The sequence below is a fragment of the Micromonospora sp. NPDC047557 genome (assembly GCF_043205095.1).
In the GTDB taxonomy this organism is placed as follows: domain Bacteria; phylum Actinomycetota; class Actinomycetes; order Mycobacteriales; family Micromonosporaceae; genus Micromonospora.
The window spans coordinates 108,991-134,808 of sequence record NZ_JBIDDK010000014.1 but is presented as its reverse complement, the minus strand read 5'-3'; the positions used below and the strand labels follow the sequence as shown (position 1 = coordinate 134,808).

General features: G+C 72.9%; 21 protein-coding genes and 1 pseudogene. 7 read left to right on the top strand and 15 right to left on the bottom strand.

The features are described 5' to 3' along the window. Positions 1-252 precede the first annotated feature (252 nt). The 5 genes from ACGGAQ_RS26745 to ftsY all read right to left on the bottom strand — a co-directional run bounded on the left by ACGGAQ_RS26745 (position 253) and on the right by ftsY (position 6,667). A complete protein-coding gene (locus tag ACGGAQ_RS26745) occupies positions 253-2,529 on the bottom strand; it encodes a [protein-PII] uridylyltransferase (RefSeq protein WP_393053698.1) in 2,277 nt (758 codons plus the stop codon). A gap of 16 nt (positions 2,530-2,545) precedes the next feature. Further along, entirely contained in the window at positions 2,546-2,884 is a 339-nt protein-coding gene (locus tag ACGGAQ_RS26740) for a P-II family nitrogen regulator (protein WP_007456507.1), read from the bottom strand. 25 nt (positions 2,885-2,909) lie between these two features. After that, on the bottom strand, positions 2,910-4,331 hold the full coding sequence (locus ACGGAQ_RS26735) for an ammonium transporter (RefSeq protein WP_393053695.1): 1,422 nt from the start codon (positions 4,329-4,331) through the stop codon (positions 2,910-2,912). A 275-nt stretch (positions 4,332-4,606) separates the two neighbouring features. Beyond that, the gene (locus ACGGAQ_RS26730) at positions 4,607-5,470 is read right to left on the bottom strand and encodes an aminoglycoside phosphotransferase family protein (RefSeq protein ID WP_234590129.1); all 864 of its coding nucleotides are present in this window, start codon (positions 5,468-5,470) and stop codon (positions 4,607-4,609) included. A gap of 6 nt (positions 5,471-5,476) precedes the next feature. Then, positions 5,477-6,667, bottom strand: coding sequence for a signal recognition particle-docking protein FtsY (gene ftsY, locus ACGGAQ_RS26725; protein WP_393053692.1), 1,191 nt, complete (start codon positions 6,665-6,667; stop codon positions 5,477-5,479). An 82-nt stretch (positions 6,668-6,749) separates the two neighbouring features. Between ftsY and ACGGAQ_RS26720 the strand changes: the two genes are divergently transcribed. The 5 genes from ACGGAQ_RS26720 (at position 6,750) to ACGGAQ_RS26700 (ending at position 11,751) form a co-directional block, all read left to right on the top strand. Next, the gene (locus ACGGAQ_RS26720; RefSeq protein WP_393053689.1) at positions 6,750-8,462 is read left to right on the top strand and encodes an alkaline phosphatase D family protein; all 1,713 of its coding nucleotides are present in this window, start codon (positions 6,750-6,752) and stop codon (positions 8,460-8,462) included. A 26-nt stretch (positions 8,463-8,488) separates the two neighbouring features. After that, complete coding sequence (locus ACGGAQ_RS26715) at positions 8,489-8,929, top strand: MarR family winged helix-turn-helix transcriptional regulator (protein WP_393053686.1); 441 nt, start codon at positions 8,489-8,491, stop codon at positions 8,927-8,929. 146 nt (positions 8,930-9,075) lie between these two features. Continuing rightward, positions 9,076-10,680 carry an MDR family MFS transporter gene (locus ACGGAQ_RS26710; protein WP_393053684.1) on the top strand — a complete coding sequence of 535 codons (1,605 nt, stop codon included), beginning with the start codon at positions 9,076-9,078 and terminating at the stop codon, positions 10,678-10,680. A gap of 9 nt (positions 10,681-10,689) precedes the next feature. Next, positions 10,690-11,184 (top strand): universal stress protein, encoded by a 495-nt coding sequence (locus ACGGAQ_RS26705; RefSeq protein WP_354856421.1) that lies wholly within the window; start codon positions 10,690-10,692, stop codon positions 11,182-11,184. Positions 11,185-11,229: 45 nt separating this feature from the next. Further along, positions 11,230-11,751, top strand: coding sequence for a DinB family protein (locus tag ACGGAQ_RS26700; protein ID WP_393053681.1), 522 nt, complete (start codon positions 11,230-11,232; stop codon positions 11,749-11,751). Between the two features lie 6 nt (positions 11,752-11,757). Here ACGGAQ_RS26700 and ACGGAQ_RS26695 read toward each other — a convergent pair whose 3' ends face one another. From ACGGAQ_RS26695 to ACGGAQ_RS26685, 3 genes are all read right to left on the bottom strand, one after another. After that, positions 11,758-12,378 (bottom strand): HAD-IA family hydrolase, encoded by a 621-nt coding sequence (locus ACGGAQ_RS26695; RefSeq protein ID WP_393053678.1) that lies wholly within the window; start codon positions 12,376-12,378, stop codon positions 11,758-11,760. Then, positions 12,378-15,992, bottom strand: a complete 3,615-nt coding sequence (gene smc / locus ACGGAQ_RS26690) for a chromosome segregation protein SMC (RefSeq protein ID WP_393053675.1) — start codon at positions 15,990-15,992, stop codon at positions 12,378-12,380. Before smc ends, ACGGAQ_RS26695 begins: the two co-directional genes overlap by 1 nt. A gap of 371 nt (positions 15,993-16,363) precedes the next feature. Continuing rightward, on the bottom strand, positions 16,364-16,558 hold the full coding sequence (locus ACGGAQ_RS26685; RefSeq protein ID WP_007456482.1) for a hypothetical protein: 195 nt from the start codon (positions 16,556-16,558) through the stop codon (positions 16,364-16,366). A 373-nt stretch (positions 16,559-16,931) separates the two neighbouring features. Between ACGGAQ_RS26685 and ACGGAQ_RS26680 the strand changes: the two genes are divergently transcribed. Then, entirely contained in the window at positions 16,932-18,053 is a 1,122-nt protein-coding gene (locus tag ACGGAQ_RS26680; RefSeq protein ID WP_393053672.1) for a CAP domain-containing protein, read from the top strand. 116 nt (positions 18,054-18,169) lie between these two features. After that, complete coding sequence (locus ACGGAQ_RS26675) at positions 18,170-19,012, top strand: endo alpha-1,4 polygalactosaminidase (RefSeq protein WP_393053669.1); 843 nt, start codon at positions 18,170-18,172, stop codon at positions 19,010-19,012. A gap of 48 nt (positions 19,013-19,060) precedes the next feature. Here the strand turns inward: ACGGAQ_RS26675 and ACGGAQ_RS26670 are convergent, their stop codons facing one another. The 7 genes and pseudogenes from ACGGAQ_RS26670 to ACGGAQ_RS26640 all read right to left on the bottom strand — a co-directional run bounded on the left by ACGGAQ_RS26670 (position 19,061) and on the right by ACGGAQ_RS26640 (position 25,769). Then, complete coding sequence (locus ACGGAQ_RS26670) at positions 19,061-21,280, bottom strand: MMPL family transporter (RefSeq protein WP_393053667.1); 2,220 nt, start codon at positions 21,278-21,280, stop codon at positions 19,061-19,063. 222 nt (positions 21,281-21,502) lie between these two features. Next, complete coding sequence (mutM, locus tag ACGGAQ_RS26665) at positions 21,503-22,360, bottom strand: bifunctional DNA-formamidopyrimidine glycosylase/DNA-(apurinic or apyrimidinic site) lyase (RefSeq protein ID WP_354863220.1); 858 nt, start codon at positions 22,358-22,360, stop codon at positions 21,503-21,505. Positions 22,361-22,604: 244 nt separating this feature from the next. Further along, positions 22,605-23,321 (bottom strand): annotated as a pseudogene (rnc, locus tag ACGGAQ_RS26660) (ribonuclease III); the annotation flags it as partial. Further along, complete coding sequence (locus ACGGAQ_RS26655) at positions 23,318-24,304, bottom strand: phosphate acyltransferase PlsX (protein ID WP_393053665.1); 987 nt, start codon at positions 24,302-24,304, stop codon at positions 23,318-23,320. The gene ACGGAQ_RS26655 and the pseudogene rnc, both read right to left, overlap by 4 nt. Positions 24,305-24,418: 114 nt before the next feature. Further along, positions 24,419-24,592, bottom strand: a complete 174-nt coding sequence (gene rpmF, locus ACGGAQ_RS26650) for a 50S ribosomal protein L32 (RefSeq protein ID WP_030335284.1) — start codon at positions 24,590-24,592, stop codon at positions 24,419-24,421. 5 nt (positions 24,593-24,597) lie between these two features. After that, positions 24,598-25,161 (bottom strand): DUF177 domain-containing protein, encoded by a 564-nt coding sequence (locus ACGGAQ_RS26645; protein WP_234590500.1) that lies wholly within the window; start codon positions 25,159-25,161, stop codon positions 24,598-24,600. 110 nt (positions 25,162-25,271) lie between these two features. Then, the gene (locus ACGGAQ_RS26640) at positions 25,272-25,769 is read right to left on the bottom strand and encodes a hypothetical protein (protein ID WP_234590503.1); all 498 of its coding nucleotides are present in this window, start codon (positions 25,767-25,769) and stop codon (positions 25,272-25,274) included. Positions 25,770-25,818: the final 49 nt, after the last annotated feature.

Sequence of the window (25,818 nt, the reverse complement as noted above, 5' to 3'; positions counted from 1 at the left end):
ACCCCCGACGCCCGCAGCCGACGGAGCACGCGGCCGACGGGTCGCGACCAACGCCGACGCCTGGCGGGTCGCGGCATAACGCCTAGGAGAGCGATATACCTCTGAGTCATATTTATGACCCAGAGGTATATCGCTTGTGAGCGACATGGGCCCGGCGCGCGCGGCCCTGCCGCACCGCCTGGCACGCGGCCCTGCCGCACCGACCTGGCACGCGGCCCTGCCGCACCGACCTGGCACGCGGCCCTGCCGCGGTCAGACGGCGGCGAGGACGGCGGCCTCCAGGCGGGCCCGGGTGGCGTCGTCCGGCCAGCCACCCACCAGGTAGAAGGAGTCGACCACGTCGGCGCCGAGGGTGGAGATGCGCGCGGCGCGGACCAGGGCGCCCGCCTCGTCGAGCGCGCAGGCGACCCGGTAGAGCAGCCCGGCGGCGTCGGCCGCGCGAAGTTCGAGCAGCACGGCGTCGGTGGCGGCCTCGCGGTGCCAGACGACCCGGGGAGCGGCGCCGCTGCCCCGGGCGGCGAGCGCACGGCCGCGCAGCCGTTGGGTGACGGACACGTCGCCGGCGACCGCGCGACGTAGGTCGGCGCGCAGCGGGACCGGATCGGCCGGCAGGCCGTAGCGGGGTTGCACCCGGCACTCGACCAGGGCCCGGCCGTCGACCACGGAGGCGTCCGCGGAGAGCACCTCCAGTCGGTGCAGGGCCAGGCAGCCGGCCACCGTGGCGAGCAGTCCCCGCCGGTCGGCGGCGGCCACCGCCACCCGGTCCCCGGTGAGGTGGACGACCGGCAACGGCCCGGCCAGCAGCGCCGGGTCCGGCGCGGGTGGCTCGGGCAGCACACCGGTGTCCAGGGCGGTGCGGACGCGGGCGACCAGCTCGGCGACCAGTCGTCCCTTCCAGTCCGACCAGGCGGCCGGGCCGGTGGCCGCGGCGTCCGCGCGGACCAGCGCGTGCAGCAGGTCGAGCGTGCCGGTGTCCCCCACCGCCTCGGCGACCGACGCGATGGTCACCGGGTCGGCGAGGTCCCGGCGGGTGGCCACGTCGGGCAGGAGCAGGTGCAGCCGGACCAGCGTGCCGATCAGCTCGACCTCCGGGGCGGGCAGCCCGACCCGGGTCGCCACCGTCTCGGCGAGCGGCACCCCGACGGTGCTGTGGTCACCGGGCAGGCCCTTGCCGATGTCGTGCAGCAGGGCGCCGAGCAGCAGCAGGTCGGGGCGGTCCACCTCGCGGGCGTGCCGGCTGGCCTCGTGGGCGGCCTGCACGAGATGCCGGTCCAGGGTGTAGCGGTGCACCGGGTTGTGCTGGGGCAGGCTGCGCAGTCGGGTCCACTCGGGCAGCCAGCCGTCCACCAGCCCGTACCGGTCGCAGGTCTCCCAGGCCGGCACCAGGCCGGGACCGGCGCCCAGCAGCGTGGTCAACGCGGCCCGGGCCTCGGCCGGCCAGGGCGCGGGCAGCGGGGGGCAGTACGCCGCCAGCCACTCGCAGGTGGCCCGCGCGATCGGCAACCGGGTCGTGGCCGCCGCGGCGGCCACCCGCAGCGACAGGCTCGGGTCGGGGCGCGCGCCGATCGCCGTGCGGGCCAGCACCAGCTCCCCGTCGTGCTCGACCACGTCCCGGGCCACGGGCCGGCGGACGGGACCGCCGTTCCCGCCCCGGGAGCGGCCGGAGCGCAGCCGGTCGGCGGCGCGGAAGGCGTCGTCGAGGGCGTGGCTGACCGTGCGCGCGTCCCCGGCCACCCGACGCAGGAGGGCGTCGCCGTCCTCCACAGCGAGCAGCGCGGCGACGCCCTCGCGTTCCTGGGCGACCAGCCGGTCGACCCGGCGACCGACCTGCTGGTGCAGGGCGTCGCGGGTGTCCAGCAGGCGCAGGTGGGCGGCGCGGACGGCGGGGCGCAGCGCGTCGGTGATCCCCGCAGCGGAGATGGCGCGCAGCAGCCCCACGTCGCGCAGCCCGCCGGCGGCCTCCTTCAGGTCGCCTTCGAGGAGGAAGGCCAGCTCGCCGTGCGCCTGCCAGCGGGCGACGGTGACCTCCCGCAGGCCCGGGAGCTGCCGGACGGCGGTACGCCGCCAGTGATCGGCGGCGGTGCGGATCAGGGCGTCGGCGAGCGCCTGGTCGCCGACCACCAGGCGGGCGTCGAGCAGCCCGAGGGCGACCTTGACGTCGTCCTGGGCCACCGAGAGAGCCTCGGAGACGGTCCGCACCGAGTGGTCCAGGCGCAGGCCGGCGTCCCAGATCGGGTACCAGACCGAGGCCGCCAGTTCGTCCGTGCCGGGCACTCCGGCGTGCAGCAGCACCAGGTCGAGGTCGCCGTAGGGGGCGCACTGCCGCCGCCCCAACCCCCCGACGGCTATCAGCGCGACCCCGTCGCGCGCCGGCAGCAACCCGCGCAGAAACTCGTCGTACGCGGCCGCCCGGGCCCGGCGGGCGGCCTCCCCGATCCCCCCGGGTACGCCGACGACCTCGTTGATCAAGAGGTTCGCGTCGCCGTCACCGGCGTGCCCTGACGCGTTCTTCTTGATCAACGAGGTCATGTCGGCGTGGCCCGGATCAGAGGGCGTCGAGGCCGCGCTCGCCGGTACGCACCCGGACGACCTCCTCGACACCGGTGACCCACACCTTGCCGTCGCCGATCTTGCCCGTGCGGGCGGCGCCGACGATGGCGTCCACGATCTTTTCCACGTCGATCTCGTCGGTGAGCACCTCGACCCGGATCTTGGGCAGGAACTCGACCGTGTACTCGGCACCCCGGTAGACCTCGGTGTGCCCCTTCTGCCGTCCGTACCCCTGGACCTCGCTGACGGTCAGCCCGGCCACGCCCAGGGCGTGCAGAGCCTCTTTCACCGCGTCCAGCTGGTACGGCTTGATGACCGCGGTCACCAGCTTCATGTCCAACCCCTCCATCCCAGGAACGTTAACCGGCGACCTTGGCGCTGACCGGCTCGGTGGACTCGGTCTCCGCAGCGGCGCTGCTCGGCGCTCCGCCACCAGGGGTGCCGATGCCGGCCATCGCGAACGCGCCACCCGTGCCGCTGCCGGACGGGGACAGGTCGTAGCTGCTCTCGGCGTGCTCGGCGATGTCGATGCCCTCGACTTCGGCCTCGTTCTTGACGCGGAAGCCGATCGTCTTCTCGATCGCGAAGGCGATCACCCAGGCGATGCCGAACGACCACGCGGTGACGATCAGACCGGCCAGGGCCTGCCGGCCGAGCTGGGTGACCCCGCCGCCGTAGAAGAGACCGTCGGAGGCGCCCACCACGTCGCTGATCGCGGCGTTTACCGAGTTGGTGGCGAACAGACCGAGCCAGAGCGAGCCGATCCAGCCACCGACGAAGTGCACGCCGACCACGTCGAGCGAGTCGTCGTAGCCGAGCCGGTACTTGAGGCTGACCGCGAGCGCACACACGACCCCGGCGACGATGCCAAGCAGGACGGCCGCCCACGGGGCGATGAAGCCACAGGCCGGGGTGATGGCGACCAAGCCGGCGATGGCGCCGGACGAGGCACCGACCATCGTCGGCTTACGGTCCTTGATCCACTCGACAGCGATCCAGCCGAGCACTGCGGCCGCGGTGGCGAGCTGGGTGTTGATGAAGGCGAGGCCGGCGACCCCGTCGACGGTCAGCTCCGAGCCGGCGTTGAACCCGAACCACCCGAACCACAGCAGACCGGCGCCAAGCGCGACGAGCGGGATGTTGTGCGGCTTCATGCCCTCGCGGGGCCAGCCGAGCCGCTTGCCGAGCACCAGCGCCACGGCCAGGGCCGCCGCACCGGCGTTGATGTGCACCGCGGTGCCACCGGCGAAGTCCAGCGCCTTGATGTGGCCGTCACCGCCACCGATGAAGCCGCCGCCCCACACCCAGTGGGCGACCGGGAAGTAGACCAGGGTGGCCCAGCCGAACGCGAACAGCAGCCAGCCGGCGATCTTGGCCCGGTCGGCGATGGCGCCGCTGATCAGCGCCACGGTGATCACGGCGAAGACCATCTGGAACGCCAGGAACACGTAGAGCGGAATGCCGATACCGCTGGGGTTCTCCGCCGTGGCGCCCCACAGGTCGGACTCGGCGAGGAAGGTCTTGGTACCGAGGTACGTGCTCGGGTCACCGATGATGCCGTGCTGATCGGTGCCGAAGGCGACGCTGAAGCCGTAGAACCACCACAGAACAGAGATGAGCCCGATCGCTGTGAAGCTCATCATCATCATGTTGAGTACGCCCTTGGCCCGGTTGAGGCCGCCGTAGAACAGCGCCAGTCCGGGGGTCATGAGCAGCACGAGCGCGGTCGAAACCAGCAGCCACGTGGTATTGGCGCCGTCGATCGTCGGTGCTTCAGGCACGCTGGCCTCCTAAAGGTGAAGTCCTCCTTCGCGGCTTTCCGGGGCAGCGTCGCCCGTAGGCCGGTTGCGCGGAAGCTTTGTTGCCGGCTGTTTCACCCAGGGTCCCGTGCGGGTTTCCAATTCGTGACGGGTTGTTTCGTACGTGTCACGGAGTCCGCACAGCCGTCGGCATGGACGGTGGTGGATCACCCGGACGGCGTACGTCGATGGCTGACCGGTCGGCCCCATCGACCGGCCCGCTCACCGGGACCGGCCGAGCAGCGCCGGATCGGCGCTCAGCGGAGGGCGTTCTCCAGGGCGTGCCGCTCGTAGTCGAGCAGCCGCAGGTCGCGCATCGGCCGCCGCAGGTGCCCCTTGTGCACGATCCGGACGAACGCCGGCTCACCGGCGGCGGCCATCCGCCGGATGCCCTCGACGTGGTCCACGATCCGCTTGCGGATGGTGCGGATCAGCCGGTGCCGGTCCCGTGGGATCAACCCGTACGCGTCGGCGAAGAGGCGCAGCCGGCGCGGCCGGTCCGGATGCTTCCAGCCCAGCGTGATCGAGTCCCGGTCGGCGAAGATCGGCACCCACGTCCACGCCGCGTACGCCACGTCGTAGATCCGGGCGCCGGGCGAGGCGAGGTCGAAGTCGATCAGCCCGAGCGTGCCGTCCGGCCGCCAGATCACGTTGTGCGGCGCGGCGTCGTGGTGGCAGATCACCTCGGTGTCCGGTGGCGGAGGCCCGAACGAGCGCCAGACCGCCCCCGGTGGCGGGGCGAAGCCGTACTGCGCGTCGTGGAACATCCGCAGCATGGTGGCGACGGTGACCAGCGCCTCGTCGGTCACCCAGTGCGGGGCGAGCGGGTACTCCCCGCACTCCCCCTCCAGGTACGACAGCACCTCCCGGTTGCGCTCGTCCATCCCGAGCGCCCGGGGGGCGCCGGTGAACCCGACGTACTCCAGGTGGCGCAGCAGGGCGTGCACGGACGGGGTCCACGGCCCGGCGTTACGACGGACCGTGTCACCGACCCGGACCACGGTGCTCACGTTGCCGCCGTGCAGCGGGATCTCCTGCGAAGTCACGTACGGTCTCCCGAGGCGCTGCGAAGGGTGGCCGGGGTCGCGCCAGCCCGCGTACGCGCGATCGTCAGTGGTCACCCGAGACTACGCGTCCCGTCCGGCCGGCTCGGTGCCCAGCAGCGCGTCGACGAACTGCGCCGGGTCGAACGGGGCGAGATCGTCCTTGCCCTCACCGAGGCCGACGAGCTTCACCGGGATGCCGAGCTTGCGCTGCACGGCGATCACGATGCCGCCCTTCGCGGTGCCGTCGAGCTTGGTCAGCACCACACCTGTCACGTTGACGACCTCGGTGAACACCCGGGCCTGCTCCAGACCGTTCTGGCCGGTCGTGGCGTCGAGGATGAGCAGCGTCTCGTCGATCGGCCCCTGCTTCTCCACCACGCGCTTGACCTTGCCCAGCTCGTCCATCAGGCCGACCTTGTTCTGCAGGCGGCCGGCGGTGTCGATGAGCACGGTGTCCACGCCGGTGTCGATACCCCGGCGGACCGCGTCGAACGCGACGCTGGCCGGGTCGGCCGCCTCCGGGCCGCGGACGGTCTCCGCACCGACCCGTTCGCCCCAGGTCTGCAACTGGTCGGCGGCGGCGGCCCGGAAGGTGTCGGCGGCGCCGAGCAGCACGGTCCGGCCGTCGGCGACCAGCACCCGGGCGATCTTGCCGCAGGTGGTGGTCTTGCCGGCGCCGTTGACGCCGACGACCAGCACCACCGCCGGCACGCCGTCCTTCGGGGCGGTCCGCAGCGAGCGGTCCATGCCGGGGTCGAGGGCGTTGACCAGTTCGGCCGCGAGCAGCGCGCGCAGTTCACCAGGCGAGCGGGTGCCCAGCACCCGGGTCCGCTCGCGCAGCCGGTCGACGATCTCGCGGGTCGCGTCGACGCCCACGTCGGCGGTGATCAGGCTGTCCTCGATCTCCTCCCAGACGTCCTCGTCGAGGTGGTCGCGGGCGAGCAGGCCGAGCAGTCCCTTGCCGAAGATGTTCTGCGAACGCGACAGCCGCGAGCGGAGCCGGACCAGGCGGCCGGCGGTCGGCTCGGGCACCTCCACGGTCGGGGCGGGCGCCTCGATGACCGGTGGCGGCTCGACCAGGACACCGGTGGACAGATCGGACTCCGGTGCCTCGACGGGCGGGCCGGCGAGATCCTCTTCGGCGCGGGTGTCGACCTCGGTGCGCGGAAGCGGGGGCTCGGGCCGCCGCCGCAAGCGCGGCACGACCAGCCCGACTGTGCCGGCGATCAGCACACCGAGCAGGACCAGAGCGAGGACGAGATATTCGGCCATGCCGGAATCCTGTCAGATGCCGGCGACGGCGTCCCAGCCACCGCACCCGGCCGGCCCCACGAACCGGCGGTAGGCTCGCCGCATGCCCGCCGCACACCTGCTGATCGGCCCACTTCTGCGGCGAGTGGTCGACACCCGGGCGACGATCTGGGTGGAGACCGCCGCGCCCGCCGTGGTCACCGTCCGCACGGCCGACGGCGCCACCGGCACCGCACCCACCTTCTCGGCGTACGACCACCACTACGCCCTCGTCGTGGTGGAGGGGCTCACCCCGGACAGCGCGACGACCTACGAGGTGCTGGTCGACGACGAGGTGGTCTGGCCGGTGGAAAGCAGCGGCTTTCCGCCCAGCGTGATCCGTACGCGGGCGGTCGACGATCTGGACCAGCCGGTCAATCTGATCTTCGGCTCCTGTCGGGAGACCACCCAGCACGCCACCACCCGCAAGCTGCCGCCGGACGCCCTGGACGCGTACGCCCGTCGGTTGATGGCCGACCCCGCGTCGAACGCGCTGCCCGACCTGCTGGTGCTGCTCGGTGACCAGGTCTACGCCGACGAAACCTCCCCGACCGTGCGGCGACTGCTGCGCCGGCGCCGGCGCCGGCCCAAGGGCGCCCCGGCCGACCAGGTGGTGAGCTTCGACGAGTACACCAAGCTGTATCTGGAGTCGTGGCGCGATCCGGAGATCCGCTGGCTGCTCTCCACCGTGCCGAGCGTGATGATCTTCGACGACCACGAGATCATCGACGACTGGAACACCTCCGCGTCGTGGCGTGCCGAGATGCGCGAACAGCCGTGGTGGGCCGAACGGATCGGCAGCGGGCTGGCCTCGTACTGGGTCTACCAGCACCTGGGCAACCTCTCCCCGGACGAGATCGCCGCCGACCCGCTCTTCGCCAAGGTCGCCGCCGCGGAGGACGCCACCGGCGTGCTGCGCGATTTCGGGCACCGGGTCGACCAGGAGTCCGACCTGGCGCACGACACCGAGCGCTGGCGCGCGGTGCAGTACCAGTGGAGCTACGCGATCGACCTGGGGCGCACCCGGCTGGTCATGCTGGACAACCGGTGCAGCCGGGTGCTCGAGCCGGGCAGCCGGGCGATGCTGCCGCCGGGTGAGTGGTCGTGGTTCCTCGACCAGGCGCACGGGGTCTACGACCACCTGGTGGTGGGCGCGTCGCTGCCCTGGCTGCTGCCGCAGGGCATCCATCACATCGAGGCGTGGAACGAGAAGCTGGCCGACTCGCGCCGGCCGTGGGTCGCCCGGGGGGCCGAGAAGCTGCGCCGGGCACTCGACCTGGAGCACTGGGCGGCGTTCCGACGCTCCTTCGAGGCGCTCGGGGAGACCTTCGCCCGGATCGGCACCGGCACCCCGAGGCAGTCCGGCGCCCGGGTCGGTGCCGGGCCGGCGTACGCCCCACCGGCGTCGATCAGCGTGCTCTCCGGGGACGTGCACCACTCGTACGTGGCCCGGGCCCGGTTCGCCGACCCGACGGTGGTCACCCCGGTGCACCAGCTCACCTGCTCGCCGATCCACAACCAGGTGCCGGCCGGCATCCGTCCGCTGATGCGGCTGGGCTGGTCGTCCGGGCCAGCGGGCGCCACGCGGGCGCTGGCCCGCTCCGCGGGTGTCCGACGCCCTGGGGTGCGCTGGCGCAAGCTGGCCGGTCCCTACTTCGGCAATGCCGTCGCCACCCTGACCCACCGCGGCCGGCGGGCCGAGGTGACCATCGAGGGCACCACGAGCGACGGGCACCTCCGTCCGGTGATGAGCCGCCGCCTGTCCGGCGACGACTGACCGGGCCTCGCCGTACTCTCTAGCCCGTGGACGAGCACCTGCCGGAGCCGATCCGGGCTGTCGAGCACGAGCTGACCGCGTTGCTGCGCCGAGGACGGGCGGTTTCGTGGGAAATCGCCCGGGAGGTGCACCCGACCCTCGAACCGAACACGTACGGGCTGCTGCTCTGGTTACGGCGCAGTGGATCGATCCGGTTGACCGAGCTGGCGGCGCGGCTCGGCGTGGGCAAGGGGACGCTGAGCCGGCAGATCAACGGGCTGGAAGCGCTCGGTCTGGTGCACCGCGACCCCGACCCGAGTGACCGGCGAGCGGCGCAGATCAGCCTCACCGAGGAGGGCCAGCGCCGGTTCGACGTCGCCCGGTCCGCCCGCCTGGGCGAGTTCCTGCGTGCCCTGGACAACTGGCCGGCCCGGGACGTCGAGGAGTTCGCCCGGCTGCTCGGCCGGTTCAACGATTCCTGGAGATGACCTCCGACGGTGGGGAATGCGGCCACCGTCCGCCCAGTTGTTGCTTGAGGCAACGAAAACGTACGGTTGCTTCAGGCAACTCCCAGGCGGGACCCGCCGTGCGGCCCGCCGCCCACCACCTCAACTCCGCTCGGAGGCAGTAAACGATGAGCCAGGCGACAGCGTCCCGGGCGCCCGCCGTCGACATGACCCACCGGCAGATCCTGGAGGCTCTCTCCGGCCTGCTGCTGGGCATGTTCGTCGCGATCCTCTCCTCCACGGTCGTCTCGAACGCGCTGCCGCGCATCATCACCGAGCTGCACGGCGGCCAGTCCGCGTACACCTGGGTGGTTACCTCGGCTCTGCTCGCGATCACCGCGACCACCCCCATCTGGGGCAAACTCGCCGACCTGACCAGTAAGAAGACACTGGTCCAGCTCGCCCTGGCGATCTACGTCCTCGGGTCGGTGCTGGCCGGCGCCGCCCAGGGCACCGGCGAGCTGATCGCGTGCCGGGTGCTCCAGGGCGTCGGCGCCGGCGGCCTCACCGCCCTGGCGCAGGTGATCATGGCGACGATGATCGCGCCGCGCGAGCGGGGCCGCTACAGCGGCTACCTCGGCGCCGTGATGGCCGTCGGCACGATCGGCGGACCGCTGATCGGCGGCGTGATCGTCGACACCTCGTGGCTCGGCTGGCGCTGGTGCTTCTACGTCGGCGTGCCGTTCGCCATCGCCGCGCTTGTCGTGCTCCAGAAGACCCTGAAACTGCCGGTGGTCAAGCGCAAGGCGCAGATCGACTGGTGGGGCGCCACCCTGATCACCGCGGCCGTGTCGGTGCTGCTGATCTGGGTCTCCCTCGCCGGCGACCAGTTCGCCTGGGCCTCCTGGCAGACCGCCGCCATGGTCCTCGGCGCTCTGCTCCTCGGCGCGCTCGCCATCCGGGTGGAGACCCGGGCCGCCGAGCCGATGATCCCGCCGCGGCTGTTCCGCAACCGCACGATCAGCCTCGCCGTCGTCGCCAGCATCGCGGTGGGCGTGGGCATGTTCGGCGCGTCGATCTTCCTGGGCCAGTACTTCCAGATCAGCCGGGGCGAGTCCCCGACCATGTCCGGCCTGATGACCCTGCCAATGATCCTCGGCCTGCTGGTCGCCTCGACCGTGGGTGGACGCATCATCACGAGGACCGGCCGCTGGAAGCGGTTCCTGGTGCTCGGCTCGGCGCTGCTCACCGTCGGCTTCGCGCTCATGGGCACGCTGCGCGCGGACACCAGCTACACCCTGCTCAGCGTCTACATGGTGCTGATCGGCGTCGGCCTGGGCCTGACCATGCAGAACCTCGTCCTCGCCGTGCAGAACACCGTCGACCCGCACGAGCTGGGTGCCGCCAGCTCGGTGGTGGCGTTCTTCCGCAGCCTGGGCGGCGCGATCGGCGTCTCGGCCCTCGGCGCGGTGCTCGCCCACAAGGTCAAGGACTACACCGCCGACGGACTGGCCCAGCTCGGCATCCGGGCGTCCAGCTCCGGCAGCGGCGGGACCCTGCCCGACGTGCACACCCTGCCCGGCCCGCTGCGAGCGGTGGTGGAGAGCGCGTACGGCCACGGCGCCGGTGACATCTTCCTGGCCGCGGCTCCCTTCGCGCTGATCGCGCTGATCGCGGTGAGCTTCATCAAGGAGGTGCCGCTGCGGCAGCACAACGGCAGCCCGGTTTCCGATGCGGTCGACGGGGAATCGAACCTCGTCTCCGGCGCGGTCCGGACCGGCGAGCAGAGGTGAGGTAGAGCCATGAGCGTGGGAGCGCCGGACCGCGAGGAGTACGGCCCTCGGATCAGCCCGCTGCCCTTCGAGCGGGGCACGGACGGGCCGCGGGTGGTCATGGTGGGGGTGGACGGCACCCGTACCTCCGGGCGGGCCGGCGCCTACGCCGCCGGGCTTGCCCGCCGGCAGGGCGCCGCCCTGGTGGTGGTCTTCGTCAGCTCGGCGAGCGGGCTCACCGCCCTGGTGCCCGGCATGGACGCCGGCGCGGTCCAGCGCACGTACGACGAGTTGGCCGACGAGCTGCGCCGGGAGTGCCGGCGGGGGGCCGAGCAGTTGGGCATCCCGGTGACCTTCCTGTGCCGGCGCGGCGACGCGTACGCCGAGCTGTGCGCGGCGGCCGACGAGTTCCAGGCCGACATGGTGGTGGTGGGCGCGTCCGAGCAGGCCGGTCACCGGCTGGTCGGCTCGGTCGCGACCCGGCTGGTCCGCAAGGGTCACTGGCCCGTCGTCGTGGTGCCCTGATTAACCCGTCGCGGACTGTCAGGCGTGCCGGGCAAGATGCGCGCCATGACGTGGACCGCACCGGAGATCACCCGGACACCCGAACCGTACGTCGGCGATGAGCGCACCATGCTCGACGGCTGGCTCGACTACCACCGGCAGACACTGCTGCTCAAGTGCGCAGGTCTCACCGAGGAGCAGTTGCGCACCCCGAGCGTCGAGCCGTCCGGGCTGACCCTGCTCGGCCTCGTCCGCCACCTCGCCGAGGTGGAGGCGTGGTGGTTCCGGGAGAACTTCGCCGGTGAGCGGGTCGACTACCCCTACTTCACGCCGGAGAACCCGGACGCCGACCACGACGTGAGCAACGCCGACGCCGAGGCGGACTTCGCCATTTTCCACCGCGAGGTGGCGCTTGCCCGCGAGGCCGCCGCCGGCCGTTCCCTGGACGAGACCTTCGTCGAGGTCAGCGGGAAGAAGCGCACCTTCAACCTGCGCTGGGTGTACGTGCACATGATCGAGGAGTACGCCCGGCACAACGGCCACGCCGACCTGATCCGGGAACGCATCGACGGCGTCACCGGCGATTGAGCGGCCTCAGTAGTTGAGGGCCGCCCGCAGGTAGCGCAGGTCGGCGTGGCCGCCCCAGCGGTGCGCCGACAGCCCGGCGGCCCGGGCGCCCCGCACGGCCCAGTCCTCGTCGTCGACGAAGAGCACCCGGGCCGGCGGGGTGGCCAGCGCCTGGCAGGCGGCCTGGAAGTACTCCGGCGTCGGCTTGTGCACCCCGAGCGTGGACGAGTTGACCACCACGTCGAACTCGCCGACCAGGCCGAGCGCGGCGAGGTCGGCGTCGAGCAGGTCGGTGGCGTTGGTGCCCAGCCCCACCCGGATGCCCGCGGCGCGGACCTCCCGGACGAACGCCAGCACCTCCTGGTCGACCTCTCCCCGGTAGCTCTGCCACTGCTCCACGGCGGCGCGGGCCCGTTGGGGGCTGCCCACCGACTCGGTCAGGGCGTCCGCCACGCTGCTCACCCACTCGGCGTGACTGACCTGGCCGGTGAGCACCGGCTGGAGCCGCCCCCACTGCATGGCGATGTCGCCGAGCACCCCCTCGGCGAGGCCGTACTCCCGCTCGACTTCGGCGGCCACCGCCGGGTCCCACCGGCGCAGTACGCCGTCGAAGTCCAGCAGGAGCGCCGTCGCGCGTTCCCGAGCCACTACCCGTTCTCCTCGCCGCGGCCGGGCCGCTGGTCGTCCTCGTCGGCCCGGTTGAGCCTTTGACTGATCACCTGGGTGACCCCGCTGCGCATGGTCACCCCGTAGAGCGCGTCGGCGATCTCCATCGTCCGCTTCTGGTGCGTGATGACGATCAGCTGGCTCTTCTCCCGCAACTGTGCCAGCAACGTGATCAGCCGGCCCAGGTTCACGTCGTCCAGGGCCGCCTCCACCTCGTCCATGATGTAGAACGGGCTGGGCCGGGCGCGGAAGATCGCCACCAGCATGGCCACCGCGGTCAGCGACCGCTCGCCACCGGAGAGCAGAGACAGCCGCTTGATCTTCTTGCCCGGCGGGCGGGCCTCGACCTCGACGCCGGTGGTGAGCAGGTCCTCGGGGTCGGTGAGGATCAGCCGACCCTCGCCGCCGGGGAAGAGCACCGTGAACACCTGCTCGAACTCCCGGGCCGTGTCCTCGAACGCGCTGGCGAAGACCTCCAGGATCCGCTCGTCCACGTCCTTCACGACGGTGAGCAGGTCCCGCCGGGTGGCCTTGAGGTCCTCCAACTGCTCGGAGAGGAACTTGAAGCGTTCCTCCAGCGCGGCGAACTCCTCCAACGCGAGCGGGTTGACCTTGCCGAGCAGGGCCAGTTCGCGTTCCGCCTTGGCGGCCCGCTTCTCCTGCACCGGCCGCTCGTAGCGGACCGGCTCGGGCACCGGCAGACCGTCGCGCTCGGCCGCCGCCACGTCCGCCTGGGTGGGCGGAACGGGCTGGGTCGGGCCGTACTCGGCGACCAGCGTCTCCACGTCCAGCCCGAAGTCCTCGGCGGCCTTCGCCTCCAACTGCTCGATGCGCAGGCGCTGCTCCGCACGGGCCACCTCGTCGCGGTGCACCTGGCTGGTCAGCCGCTCCAGCTCCGCGCCGAGCCGCTTGGCTGCCCCGCGTACCTCCTGGAGCTCGGCCTCGCGGGCGGCGCGCTCGCGCGCGACGGCGTCACGGTGCTCCTCGGCCGCCGCGATCGACGTGGTGAGCCGGGTGAGCGCCTCCCGGGCGCCGCCGACGACGGCCCGGGCGATGCCCGCGCCCCGGGTGCGCGCGGCCCGCCGGGCCGCCGCGCGTTCGCGGGCGGCCCGCTCCGCGGTGGCCTGCCGGGCGAGGGAGTCGGCCCGGCCGGCGATCGAGGAGACCCGCTCCTCGGCGGTACGCACGGCGAGCCGGACCTCCATCTCGTTCTGCCGGGCCTGCGGCACCATGGCAGCGAGCTGGTCCCGCTCCTCGGTGGAGGGCTCGGCGTCGACCGGGGTCTCCTCGGCCAGCCGCAGCCGCTCCTCCAGTTCGTCGAGCGTCGCGAGGTCCCGCTGTCGGGCCGCCTCGGCGCGGGCCCGGGACTCACCCAGCCGGTCGGTCTCCGCCTTGGCCGAGCGGGCGGCCGCGCCCAGCTCGGCGAGCCGGCGGGCGGCGGCGTTGCGGTGGCTCTCGGCTTCGCGCTTCTCGGCGGCGGCGTGCTGCACGGCCTCCTTGGCGGCGGCCACCTCGGCACGCGCCTCGACGAGCTGGTCGCGCAACTCGGCGCCGGCCTGTTCGGCGGCGAGCCGGTTGGTGCGGGCCTCCTCGACGGCCGCCTGCACCTCGATGTAGCTGGGCGCCTTGGCCGACCCGCCGGCCGCCGCGTACGCCCCGACCACGTCCCCGTCCGGGGTGACGGCCCGCAGCTCGGGGTTGCCGGCGACCAGCTCGGCCGCGGCGGCGAGATCGTCGACCAGCGCCACGTCGCGTAGCGCCCGGTGCACCGCCGGACGAATGTCGGGCGCGCACTCCACCAGGTCGGGGGCCCAGCGGGCGCCGTCGGGCAGCTTCGGGCGCAGCGCGTCGGCGGAGCCGGTCATGCCGGGCCCCGCCGGGCTGCCGACCAGCAGGCCGGCGCGACCGGCGTCGGAGATCTTCAGCAGCCGCATCGCCTCGACGGCCTCGTCCACGCCGCTGATGGCCACGGCGTCGGCGAGCCCGCCGAGCGCGGCGGCCAGTGCGGCCTCGTGCCCCGGCGCGACGGTGAGCAGCCCGGCGAGACTACCGAGCAGGCCGGGTACGTCGCCGGCGCGGGCGAGCAGCGCTCCCGCGCCGTCCTTGCGCCGCAGCCCCAGGGCGAGCGCCTCCTCGCGGGCCTTCCAGGTGGCGGCGTCCTTCTCGGCGGCCCGCTCGGCGTCGGTCAGCGACCGGACGGTTGCCTGCGCCCGGTCCTGGACGGCGACCGCCTCGGCGTGCCGGGCGTCCAGGTCGGCGTTGTCCCGGTCCGCCTCGGTGGACTGCGCGGCCACCGCGTCCAGGTCGGCCTGCGCCTGCTCGGCGCGGCCCAGCGCGTCGGCGTGCGCGACGGCGAGGCGTTCGATCTCCTCACCGGCGCTCGTGGTCCGGGCTCGCGCCGAGTTGACCTGGCCGGTGAGCCGGGCCATGCCCTCGCGCCGGTCGGCGATGGCCTTGGCGGCGGCCACCAGCTCCCGCTCGGCGGCGGCGAGCTGCCGTTCCAGCTCCTGGCGGTGCTCGACCGCCTCGGCCAGCCGGATCTGGTCGTCGGTGAGCGCCGCGCGCAGCTCCTCCTCCTGCTCGCGGACGCGTTCCGCCTCGGCCTCCAGCTGGTCCGGGTCGCGGCCGGGCCGCTCGTCGTCGCCGGTGGCGCTGAGGTGCCGCAACCGCTCGCGAGCCAGTTGCTCGATCGAGCGGAAGCGTTCCTGCAGGGCGGACAGCTTGTACCAGGTATCCTGCGCGGCGGCGAGCAGCGGCGCGTCCTCGGCGAGGGCGCCCTCCAACTCGCCGAGCCGGCCCTGCACCTCGGTGTGCTCGCCCTCGATCTGCTCGCGTCGCTCCCGCAACGCGGTCTCGTCGGCGATCTCCCGGTCCAGCGTGGTCCGCAGCGTGGCCAGGTCGTCAGCGAGCAGTCGCAACCGGGCGTCGCGCAGGTTGGCCTGGATGGCGGCGGCGCGGCGGGCCACCTCCGCCTGCCGGCCCAGCGGCTTGAGCTGACGGCGTAGCTCGGCCGTGAGGTCGGTGAGCCGGTTGAGGTTCACCTGCATCGCGTCGAGCTTGCGCAGCGCCTTTTCCTTGCGCTTGCGGTGCTTGAGGACGCCGGCCGCCTCCTCGATGAACGACCGGCGGTCCTCTGGCTTGGCGTGCAGCATGCCGTCGAGCCGGCCCTGACCGACGATGATGTGCATCTCCCGGCCGATGCCGGAGTCCGACAGCAGCTCCTGGATGTCGAGCAGGCGGCAGGAGTTGCCGTTGATCTCGTACTCGCTCTCGCCGGAGCGGAACATCCGGCGGGTGATGGAGACCTCGGTGTACTCGATGGGCAGCGCGCCGTCGGTGTTGTCGATGGTGAGGGTGACCTCGGCGCGGCCCAGCGGCGCACGGCCTGCGGTGCCGGCGAAGATGACGTCCTCCATCTTGCCGCCGCGCAGCGCCTTGGCGCCCTGCTCGCCGAGCACCCAGGCGATGGCGTCGACGACGTTGGACTTGCCGGAGCCGTTCGGGCCCACCACGCAGGTGATCCCGGGCTCCAGCTTCAACGTCGTGGCGGAGGCGAAGGATTTGAAGCCCTTCACCGTCAGGCTCTTGAGATACACCTACTCGATCCTCGTCCGGTGGCCGCCGTACCGTCGCCGGCTGCGCGGACCTGGGTGAACCCGCAGACTAACCCGATGGCGGGACGGACCCGGCACGCGACCCGCCCCGGGTCGTCCCGGCGGGCGGCGCGGACCGCGACCGCGGGCCGACCGCGCCTGTGTAACGGCGGGGCCGAGAAAGACAAACAACGCTCATGATCGGCCCGCCGCTCGGCGTGTTTCGGTGAAACTGTGCTGCGGTTATCACGGAGCCGGTTACAAGATCACAAATGGTCGGGCACGAAAGGTGCCGGACAGCGTTGCGCGCCGGCACAGAGGTGTCGGCGCGCATTTTTGCGGTGGTGCTGCGATTCAGTTTTCCGCCCCGAAGATCAGGTCAGCGCCGGCTCGGCGAGACGGAGCAGGTCGTCCGCTTCCGCCGCAGCCGCCGCGAGCCGATCATTGTCGGCACGCAGACGCGTGATCTCGAACTCCAGTGCCTGAACCCTGGCACGCAGTCGGGTGACCTCGTCGAGCAGACGCCGGTCGGGCGCTGCACCTACGTGGCCGTAGAGGGCCTTCGCCATGCTGACTCCTTGATATGCGCTGCCGGAAAGGCCGGCCAACGCGCGCCCAATTTTGTACGCGGCTGTCATTCCAGGTGTATCTGGGCATGACCGGGCGCGACTGGCGACACCTATATATTGAGCCGCAAACCCCTCCTTCGTCAAGTTCTCGCAGGCCGTAGATCATCTCTACGTCGACCTGTCCACTTGTCGGGGGGCTGCCGCAAGGCACGGACACGCTCTGTCCGGACTCCTTTACTGTACGCCCGGATTCGGGGAAGTCACCGCCTTGGCGTCCGACTTCCTCTTAACTCTTCCTTAGCCACGTTGCCGCAGGTCGCGGGCGAGTCGTAGCGTCACCCCGGCCCGCAACCGACCCCGTGGAGGCAGAGCCGTGTACGGCTGGACCGACCCGATGGACCCGAACGGCGCCCCCCGGCGCGCCGAGCGGCCGACCGACGAGCCGGACTGGCTGCGTGACCGTCCGGAGCCCCGCTCGACCTACCTGTTCGGCGACGACCCCGACCAGCCCGGCGACGAGTGGCACCGCGAGGCGCCCACCGCCCGCTGGCAGCCCGCGCCCGTGGAGGCACCGACCACCGAATGGCCGGGCCCCGGACGAGGTGACGAAGCGACCGGCGGCTGGCACGACGACGCCCGGCCCATCGAGGCCGCCGACGGCTGGCGAACCGAGTACGACACGGCGACCACCGGCGGCGGGAACACGGAGGCCGCCGGCAACGGGCGGACCGGCAGCGGACGGCACCGCTCGCCCCGGCGCTGGCGTCGTCCGCTGATGATCGGCGGCGCCGCCGCGGCAGCCACCCTCGTGGTGAGCGTTGGCGTCGGCGCGCTCGCGATGCCCGGCGGGAACGGCCCGGCCGACGACCCCACCGCCGTCGACGACACCGTCGCCGCGGCGCCCGCGGTGCCGACGGACGAGCCGGCGGGTGACGCCCTGGTCGCGCCCTCCCCGACCAGCTCGCCCAGCCCGGCACGGCCGAGCCCGTCGCCGAGCAAGGTGGTCAAGCCCACCCCGGCTGCGTCGCGGACCACCGCCACGTCCCGGCGCAGCGCCGAGCGCAGCAAGGCCCCGAGCAGCACCAGCGGCTCCGGCGGCGGCAGCGGCACCGTCAGCTCCCAGGCCCAGGAGGTGGTGGACCTGGTCAACGCCGAGCGGGCCAAGGCCGGCTGCAAGGCGCTGAGCGTCGACGACAAGCTGATGACCGCCGCGCAGCGGCACAGCCAGGACCAGGCCGACCACCAGAACATGTCGCACACCGGCAGCGACGGCAGCAACGCGGGCGTTCGGCTGGACCGCGTCGGCTACGCCTGGCGCACCTACGGCGAGAACGTGGCGTGGAACCAGAAGACGCCGGCCGCCGTGATGGACGCCTGGATGAACAGCTCCGGGCACCGGGCCAACATCCTCAACTGCGCGTTCACCGAGATCGGCGTCGGCATCGCCAGCAGCAACGGACCGTACTGGACCCAGGTCTTCGCGGCGCCGCGCTGAGGGCGCGTCGTCCGCGCCCCCGCGCTCGTTGGACCCGGTGAGGCACGCCGGACCGGACGTGGGGGCGGCGTGCCGGTGTGGGCGGCGACCAGCCGTCCAGGACCCGGGAGCTGCCGATGCGGATCCGGCTGCGGCGACGTGCCGTCGCACGCCCGCTGCGCCGGATCGTGTCGGCCGGCGTCGCGCTTCTCCTGGTGGTGCCGGCGTACGGGTGCCGGCGCGAGCTGATCCCGCCGGGCGCGCCCACCCCGTGGCCGGCCACCCAGGCCCGTCACTGGCAGTGGCAGTGGCAACTCGACGGTCCGCTCGACCCGACGGTGGACGCCGACGTCTTCCTGCTCGACCCGGTGGCCACCACCGCCGCGCAGACGGCCGAACTACGCGCCCGTGACCGGCGGCTGATCTGCCAGGTGCCCGTCGGCTCGCTGCGCTCGACCGACCCGGACGCCAGCCGGGTGCCCGCCGCCGTGCAGGGCGCGGCCGGCCCACAGCCCGGCAGCCGGTGGCTGGACGTACGGGGGTGGGACGCGTTGGCGCCGGTGCTGGCCGACCGGTTCCGGCTGTGCCGGGGCAAGGGCTTCGGCGCGGTGGCCCTCTCCGACGCCGACGGGTACGCCCACCGCAGCGGCTTCCCCCTCGGCTTCGACGACCAACTGCTGTTCAACCGCCGACTGGCCCAGCTGGCCCGCACGCTGGACCTCTCCCCCGGGCTGGTCAACGACGTGCCGCAGCTCGCGGCGCTGGCACCGGACTTCGACTTCGTGGTCAACGAGGAGTGCGTCCGGCTGGACCAGTGCGCCAAGCTGCTGCCGTTCGTGGACGCGGGCAAGCCGGTCTTCCACGTCGAGTACACCGGGTCGACCGACGACTTCTGCGTCACCACTGTCGGCTACGGCTTCGCGTCGATACGCAAGGACCGGGCGTTGGACGCCTGGCGGGAACCCTGCGCGCTGCCGTGACGCCGGATCGGTGCCCCCGTTCCCGGTCGCGAACGGGGGCACCTCGGCTCAGGAGACGGGCACCAGCTCCGGCGCGGGCGCCGGCGGGTCGGTGGGCTCGGGCGCCGGGCGTCGCCGCAGGAACCGCGGGGCCCACCAGTTCGCGTCACCGAGCATGGTCATCAGGGCGGGCAGCACCACTCCCCGGATGATCGTGGCGTCCAGCAGGATCGCCGCCGCCAGGCCGATGCCGAGCTGCTTCATGTCGATCGTGCTCAGCGTGGCGAAGATCGAGAACACTCCGACCATGACGATCGCCGCGCTGGTCACCACCCCGGCCGACGACGTGATGCCGTACGACACCGCGTCGCGGTTGGACATGCCGGCCCGGACCCCCTCGCGGATCCGGCTCACCACGAAGACGTGGTAGTCCATCGAGAGGCCGAAGAGCACCACGAACAGGAACAGCGGCAGCCAGGAGACGATCGCGCCCATCGAGGTGAAGCCGAGCAGCCCCTCGGCCCACTCCCCCTGGAAGACCAGCACCAGCAACCCGTACGCGGCGCCGGCGGAGAGCAGGTTCAACGCGATCGAGCTGGCCGCCACCACCACCGAACGGAAGGTGAAGGCCATGACCAGGAACGTGAGCACCAGCACGAAGCCCATCACCAGCGGCAGCTTGTCGCGGACGTGCGCGGCGTAGTCCTCGCTGTCGGCCACGCTGCCGCCGACCGCGTACTCGATCCCGGGGATCCCCCGCAGCTCGGCCGGGGCCAGGTCGGCCCGCAGCTTCTCCAGCGACCGCACCGACCGGTCGTCCCGGCTGGCGTACGGGGTGGCGACGTCCAGCACCGACACCCGCCGGTCGGCCGACACCTTGATCTTCGGGCCGTCCGCCTCGGTGGGGGCGAACAACGGGTCACCGCCGGCGCGGGCGGCGAGGTCGGTGAGGGCCGCGTTGACCCGGTCGGCCTGCTCGGCCGGCGCCCGGACGGCCACCACGTGGCTGGTGCCGGTGCTCGGGAAAGCCGCGGTGAGCCGGTCGTACGCCTGCATGGCCGGCGTGGTGCGCGGCAGGTCCTCCATTCCGGGGAACTTCAGCTTCATGCCGAGCGCCGGCGCGGCCAGCGCGAGCAGCAGGCCGACCGAGATGACGAGCGTCGCCACCGGGGCGCGCAGCGCGGGCCGGAGCACCGCCGGCCAGAGCCGGGGCGTACGCGGCTCGCCGTGCCGGCCGGTGCGCGGCGCGGTGAGGCGCCACAGCAGCGGCACCCGGGGCCGGTCGACCCAGCGGCCCAGCCGGGCCAGCAGGGCCGGCAGCACGGTCAGCGAGCCGGTCACCGCGACGGCGACCACCAGGATCGAGCCGACGGCCAGGGACGAGAAGACGACGTCACCGGCGAGGAACAGGCCGGCCATCGCGATGATCACGGCGACCCCGGAGACCACCACGGCGTGCCCGGAGGTCTCCGCGGCGATCTCCACCGCGTCCAGGCCGGAACGGCCCTTGGCCCGTTCCTCCCGCTCCCGGCGGATGTAGAACAGCGAGTAGTCGACCCCGACCGCCATGCCGATCAGCAGGATCACCGGTGCCGTGGTGTCGGTGGCCGGCACGAGGTGCGAGGCGAGGGTGGACAGGCCCATCGCGGCGGCGACCGAGGAGAGCGCCAGCAGCACCGGCACGCTTGCCGCGATCAACGCGCCGAACGCGATGATCAGGATGGCCAGGGTGACCGGCAGGCTCAGCAGCTCGGCGCGCTCGAAGTCCTTGCCCAGGGTGTCGTCGAGCGCCTGGCCGATCGACGGCCCGCCAACCTGCTCGACGCGCAACTGCGGGTGCGCGCCCTGCACGGTGGCGGTGGCGTCGCGCAGCGGCTGCACCCGGTCCGACGCGGTCTCCGGGTCACCGGACATGGTGATCGGCAGCAGCAGCGCGGACCCGTCCCGCGCGGTGACCGGCGGGCCGACCTCGGCGACCCCGGTGACCGTCCGCAGCCGGGCGGCCGCGTCGTCGGCGGCCGCCTTCGCCGCCGCCGGGTCCAGGGCGCCACCCCGGGAGGTGATCAGGACGTTGTCCACGGCCGGGTCGTCGAAGGCCCCGTCGTCCACGATGATGCTGGCCCGTCCGGCCTCGCCGATCGCCTGGTCCCCGTTGGTGGCCTCGGTGAGGCCGGCGGCGTTGCCACCGACGAAACACACCGCCACGAACACGACCCACAACGCGATCGCCCGCCACGGATGCTCGGCGCTCCACCGCGCCATCCGCACCGTCACCGGTCTGTTGCCCATCTCGCGTCCCCCTGTCACGTCGACCCCCTGTCAACGGTGCTGACGTTAGGGACGTGACGAGGCGGTCACATCGGGGAACGGCCCCCGTCCACCCCGGAGTCGGTCCGCCGGGGACGGCGGGCCCGCCGGACGGGCATCAACCCGCGATTCGGGCGTACGCCGGGGTGTGGCCCGGAGCGTCCGGCCGCGACCCGCCGGTGCCGACCCGGAGCCGACTCCGGGTCATCCCCGAAGGGCACCCCGAGGCCGGGGCTGGCAGCGCGGGCAGCTGTACGAGGAACGGTTCATGAACGACTCGCGGCGGATCGGCGCTCCGCACCGCCGGCACGGCTCGCCCTCGCGGCCGTAGGCGTTCAGCGCCCGGTCGAAGTAACCGCTCTCGCCGTTGACGTTGACGTAGAGGGCGTCGAAGCTGGTGCCGCCCTCCTTGATCGCCTCAGCGAGCACGTCGCGGACGTGACCGAGCAGACGCTGCGCGGCCGGGCCGGTCAGCGCGTCGGTCGGGCGGGCGCCGTGCAGCCCGGCGCGCCAGAGCGCCTCGTCGGCGTAGATGTTGCCCACACCGGAGATCAGCGTCTGGTCGAGCAGGGCCCGTTTCACCTCGGTCCGCCGGCGGCGCAGCGCGGCGACGAACGCCGCGTCGGAGAACTCGGGGTCCATCGGGTCGCGCGCGATGTGCGCGATCTCCGCGGGGAGGTCCGCGCCACCCTCGCTGACCGCGAGCCCGCCGAACGTGCGCTGGTCGACGAAGCGCAGCTCGGGCCCGTCGTCGGCGAACCGGAACCGCACCCGCAGGTGGGTCTCGTCGGGGGTGCCGGGCGGCTGGAGCAGCAACTGACCCGACATGCCGAGGTGCCCGATCACCGCGTCGCCGCTGTCCAGCGGGAGCCACAGGTACTTGCCGCGCCGGCGCACGTCCACGATGGTCCGGCCGGCGAGCACGTCGGCGAAGTGCGCGCCGCCGGGGACGTGCCGCCGGACGGCGCGCGGGTGCCGGACCTCGACCGAGGCGATCCGCCGGCCGGTGACCCACTGGGCCAGCCCCTGCCGGACGGTCTCCACCTCGGGCAGCTCAGGCACGACGTACGCCCGTCTCGTGGCCACCCGGGGCGCAGGTCGGGGCCTCGGCGTCGCGGGCCTCGGTCGGGCCGCCGCCGTTGGCGGACGTCGGCCGCTCGGGCGGAGTCTGCTGCTCCGCCACGTCGGCGGGCATGACCTGCGCCCGGTGGTCGGCCACCTCGGCCCGGGCCGCCTGCTCGGCGCTGTCCAGCGGCCCGAACGACTCGTCCTGGTTGGACCCGTTCTGCTGGTCCTGCTGGGCGTTCTGCTCGTGCTGCTCCGTGAGCATCCGCCAGGCCGCCTCGGCGGCCCGCTGCTCGGCCTCCTTCTTGCTGCGCCCCTCCGCGCCGCCGTACCGGTTGCCGGCCACCACCACCCAGGCGGTGAACGTCTTGAGGTGGTCCGGTCCGGTGCCCTCGATCCGGTACTCGGGTACGCCGAGACCGAGCGCGGCGGTCAACTCCTGGAGGCTGGTCTTCCAGTCCAGGGCGGCGCCCCGACCGGCCGACTCGGCCATCAGCGGGTCGAAGAGCCGGTGGATCACGATCCCGGCGGTGTCCAGCCCGTACTGGAGGTAGATGGCACCGAGCAGCGCCTCCAGGGTGTCGGCGAGGATGCTCGCCTTGTCCCGGCCACCGGTGGTCTCCTCGCCCTTGCCGAGCAGCAGGTACGCGCCGAGGCCGTCCGGGCCCAGACCACGGGCCACGTCGGCGAGCGCCCGCATGTTGACCACGCTCGCCCGCAGCTTCGCCAACTGCCCCTCGGGCAGGTCCGGGTGGTTGTGGAACAGCGCCGTGGTGATCACGACGCCGAGAACCGAGTCGCCGAGGAACTCCAGCCGCTCGTTCGTCGGCAGGCCACCGTTCTCGTACGCGTACGAGCGGTGGGTCAGCGCGCGTTCCAGCAGGTCCGGCTCCAGGCTGACGCCGAACGCGGCTTCCAGGTGACCGACGGACGCCCGCCGCCGCTTGTCGTTGCTCATGATGTGCGTACCTCGGTGTCGGTGGAGCGGTCGGTGCGGTCCGTCGCGGCGTCGCCGTCGAGCAACGCGGAGACCAGTTCGGTGGCACGCCGTCGCCACAGGTGGGCGGCGAGAGCGATGCCGGAGGCGACGTCGTCGGCGCGGGCGGAGCCGTGACAGACGACCACCGTCCCGGCGACGCCGAGCAGGGCGGCGGCCCGGGGCGCGCCGCCGACGACGGGCGGGCCGCCGGCCATCGCGTACGCACCCTCGATCGCCTTGAGCAGCACGTTACCGGTGAAGCCGTCGGTGACCACCACATCGGCGCGCGCGCCGAGAGTCACGTCGTACCCCTCGACCAGGCCGACGTAGCGGGCCTCGCAGGGCAGCGGCTCGACGGCGAGCAGGGGGTCGGTGGCGCGGCGTACCCGGTCGCCCTTGCCGGCCTCGGTGCCGACCGAGAGCAGGCCGACCCGCGGCGCGACGACCGAGTGGGCCACCGCGGCGTACGCGGCGCCGAGCACGGCGTGCCGGGCCAGGGTGGCGGGCCGGGGCTCCAGCGAACCGCCGACGTCGAGCAGCACCACCGGCCCGGCGACCGCGGGCAGGGTGGCGACCAGGGCGGGTTGACGGATCTCCGGCCAGCGCCCGAGCCCGAGCACGGCGGCGGTGACCGTGGCGCCGGTCGCGCCGGCCGAGACGAGGGCGTCGGCGGTGCCGTCGCGGACGGCGGTGACGGCGGCCCGGACGGTGCTCTCCGAGCGGGCGGCGCTGGGATGGTCTGCCATGCCGACGGCGGCGCGGACCGGTCGGACCGTGATCCGGGCCCGCTCGGGCGGGGCGAGGGCAGCGATCAGCGCGTCGGCGACCTCGGTCGGGCCGACGAGCAGCAGGTGCAGGTCGGGGTCGGCGCGCACGGCCCGCAGAGCGCCGTCAACCACGACGGCGGGAGCGTCGTCCCCGCCGAGGAGGTCAACGGCGATCCGCGCGGTGCCCGGCTCCACCGGAACACCGGCCGGGTTGGGCCGGCCGGCGTCGGAGGGAGCCGGGGCACCGGGCGAATGCCAGGGTGCGCGCGCCGCCCGACCTGGGGTCGGGGGCGTCACTCGGCGTCCAGGTCAGACCTCGAGAACCTGGCGGCCGTTGTAGGTGCCGCAGACGGAGCAGGCGGCGTGCGGCAGCTTCGGGGACTTGCACTGCGGGCACGCGACGGTCGCGACCACGGTCGCCTTCCAGTTCGCCCGGCGGGACCGGGTGTTGCTGCGCGACATCTTGCGCTTGGGGACGGCCACGGTTCTTACTCCTCTGTACGGGTCAGTTGCGTCAGGCCCGCCCAACGCGGGTCGATCTGCTGGTGACTGTGGTCGGCCGGCAGATCGTCCCAGTGCGCCCCGCATTCGGGGCACAGTCCAGGGCAGTCCTCCCGGCAGAGCGGGTTGGTCGGCAGCGTGAGCACCAACGCGTCCCGCAGCGCCGGCTCCAGGTCGATCAGATCGCCCTGCATCCGGCCCACCTCGTCCTCGTCGGTCGTGGCGTCCGTGGTGCTGTTCTCGTACGCGTACAGCTCCTGGATCGTCACGGCCATCGATTCGTTGATCTCGCGCAGGCAACGCCCGCACTCGCCCCGGATGGGACCGGTGATGGTCCCGGAGACGAGCACACCCTCGGACACCGACTGCAACCTCAGATCGAGGTTGAGGTCCGCGCCCTCCGGCACGCCGATCAACTCCACACCGAGGTCCGCCGGTGCCGGCACGACCCGCTGGACCTCACGCAACGCGCCAGGGCGACGCGGCAGGTCCCTCGTGTCGAGGACCAGCGGCGACCTGGGGTCGAGTGTCGATGGCGAGTGCTTGGGCATAGTCAGACTCCGGCCGGTGAGAGGCCGACAAAAAAGGTTACCTGGGCGACCGCCGGACCGTCGAACCGGGGGGACGCCTCTGGCGAGAATGTCGGCTGGTGAGGTGCCGCTCAGAAGGGTAGCGGGCGTTCCGCCTCATCCCCACCGAAGGTGCCGATCTCCCGCAGCGCGTGCATCTTGTCGCGGCCCCGCTCTATCGAGGCGAGGGCCCGGGTGAGGAACTGCTCGAAGTTGGCCAGCGCCGTGTCGACGTAGTCGTCGACCTCCTCGCGCAGGCGCTGCGCCTCGGCGCGGGCCTCGGCGATGATCCGGGCGCCCTCGTGCTCGGCCGACACGGTGATCTCGTTCACCGAGACGAGGCGGGCGTGTTCTGCCTCACCCTCGCTGATGATCCGGTCCGCCTCGCGCTTGCCGGCGTCCATGATCTTGTCGCGCTCCTCCAGGAGCGCGGCGGCTCGACGCAGGTCGGCGGGGAGGTCGGCGCGCATCTCGTCCAGGGCGGCGATCATCTCGCCCCGGTCGACCATGCAGTTGTTGCGCGACATCGGGACGGAGCGCGCCTGCTCCACCATGGCGATCAGTTCGTCGATGCGATCGAGCGGGTCCACCGGTACCTCACTCCTGTCGTTCGTCGGCCGACCTCCATGATGCGGGCCA

Excerpts from the sequence above, each read along its gene's own strand:
- ACGGAQ_RS26740 (WP_007456507.1), bottom strand. The coding sequence starts at position 2,884 with ATGAAGCTGGTGACCGCGGTCATCAAGCCGTACCAGCTGGACGCGGTG.
- ACGGAQ_RS26685 (WP_007456482.1), bottom strand. The coding sequence starts at position 16,558 with ATGGCGAAGGCCCTCTACGGCCACGTAGGTGCAGCGCCCGACCGGCGT.
- ACGGAQ_RS26705 (WP_354856421.1), top strand. The coding sequence starts at position 10,690 with ATGAGCGTGGGAGCGCCGGACCGCGAGGAGTACGGCCCTCGGATCAGC.
- ACGGAQ_RS26670 (WP_393053667.1), bottom strand. The coding sequence starts at position 21,280 with ATGGGCAACAGACCGGTGACGGTGCGGATGGCGCGGTGGAGCGCCGAG.
- ACGGAQ_RS26745 (WP_393053698.1), bottom strand. The coding sequence starts at position 2,529 with ATGACCTCGTTGATCAAGAAGAACGCGTCAGGGCACGCCGGTGACGGC.
- ACGGAQ_RS26700 (WP_393053681.1), top strand. The coding sequence starts at position 11,230 with ATGACGTGGACCGCACCGGAGATCACCCGGACACCCGAACCGTACGTC.
- ACGGAQ_RS26710 (WP_393053684.1), top strand. The coding sequence starts at position 9,076 with ATGAGCCAGGCGACAGCGTCCCGGGCGCCCGCCGTCGACATGACCCAC.
- ACGGAQ_RS26645 (WP_234590500.1), bottom strand. The coding sequence starts at position 25,161 with ATGCCCAAGCACTCGCCATCGACACTCGACCCCAGGTCGCCGCTGGTC.
- ACGGAQ_RS26675 (WP_393053669.1), top strand. The coding sequence starts at position 18,170 with ATGCGGATCCGGCTGCGGCGACGTGCCGTCGCACGCCCGCTGCGCCGG.
- ftsY (WP_393053692.1), bottom strand. The coding sequence starts at position 6,667 with ATGGCCGAATATCTCGTCCTCGCTCTGGTCCTGCTCGGTGTGCTGATC.
- ACGGAQ_RS26720 (WP_393053689.1), top strand. The coding sequence starts at position 6,750 with ATGCCCGCCGCACACCTGCTGATCGGCCCACTTCTGCGGCGAGTGGTC.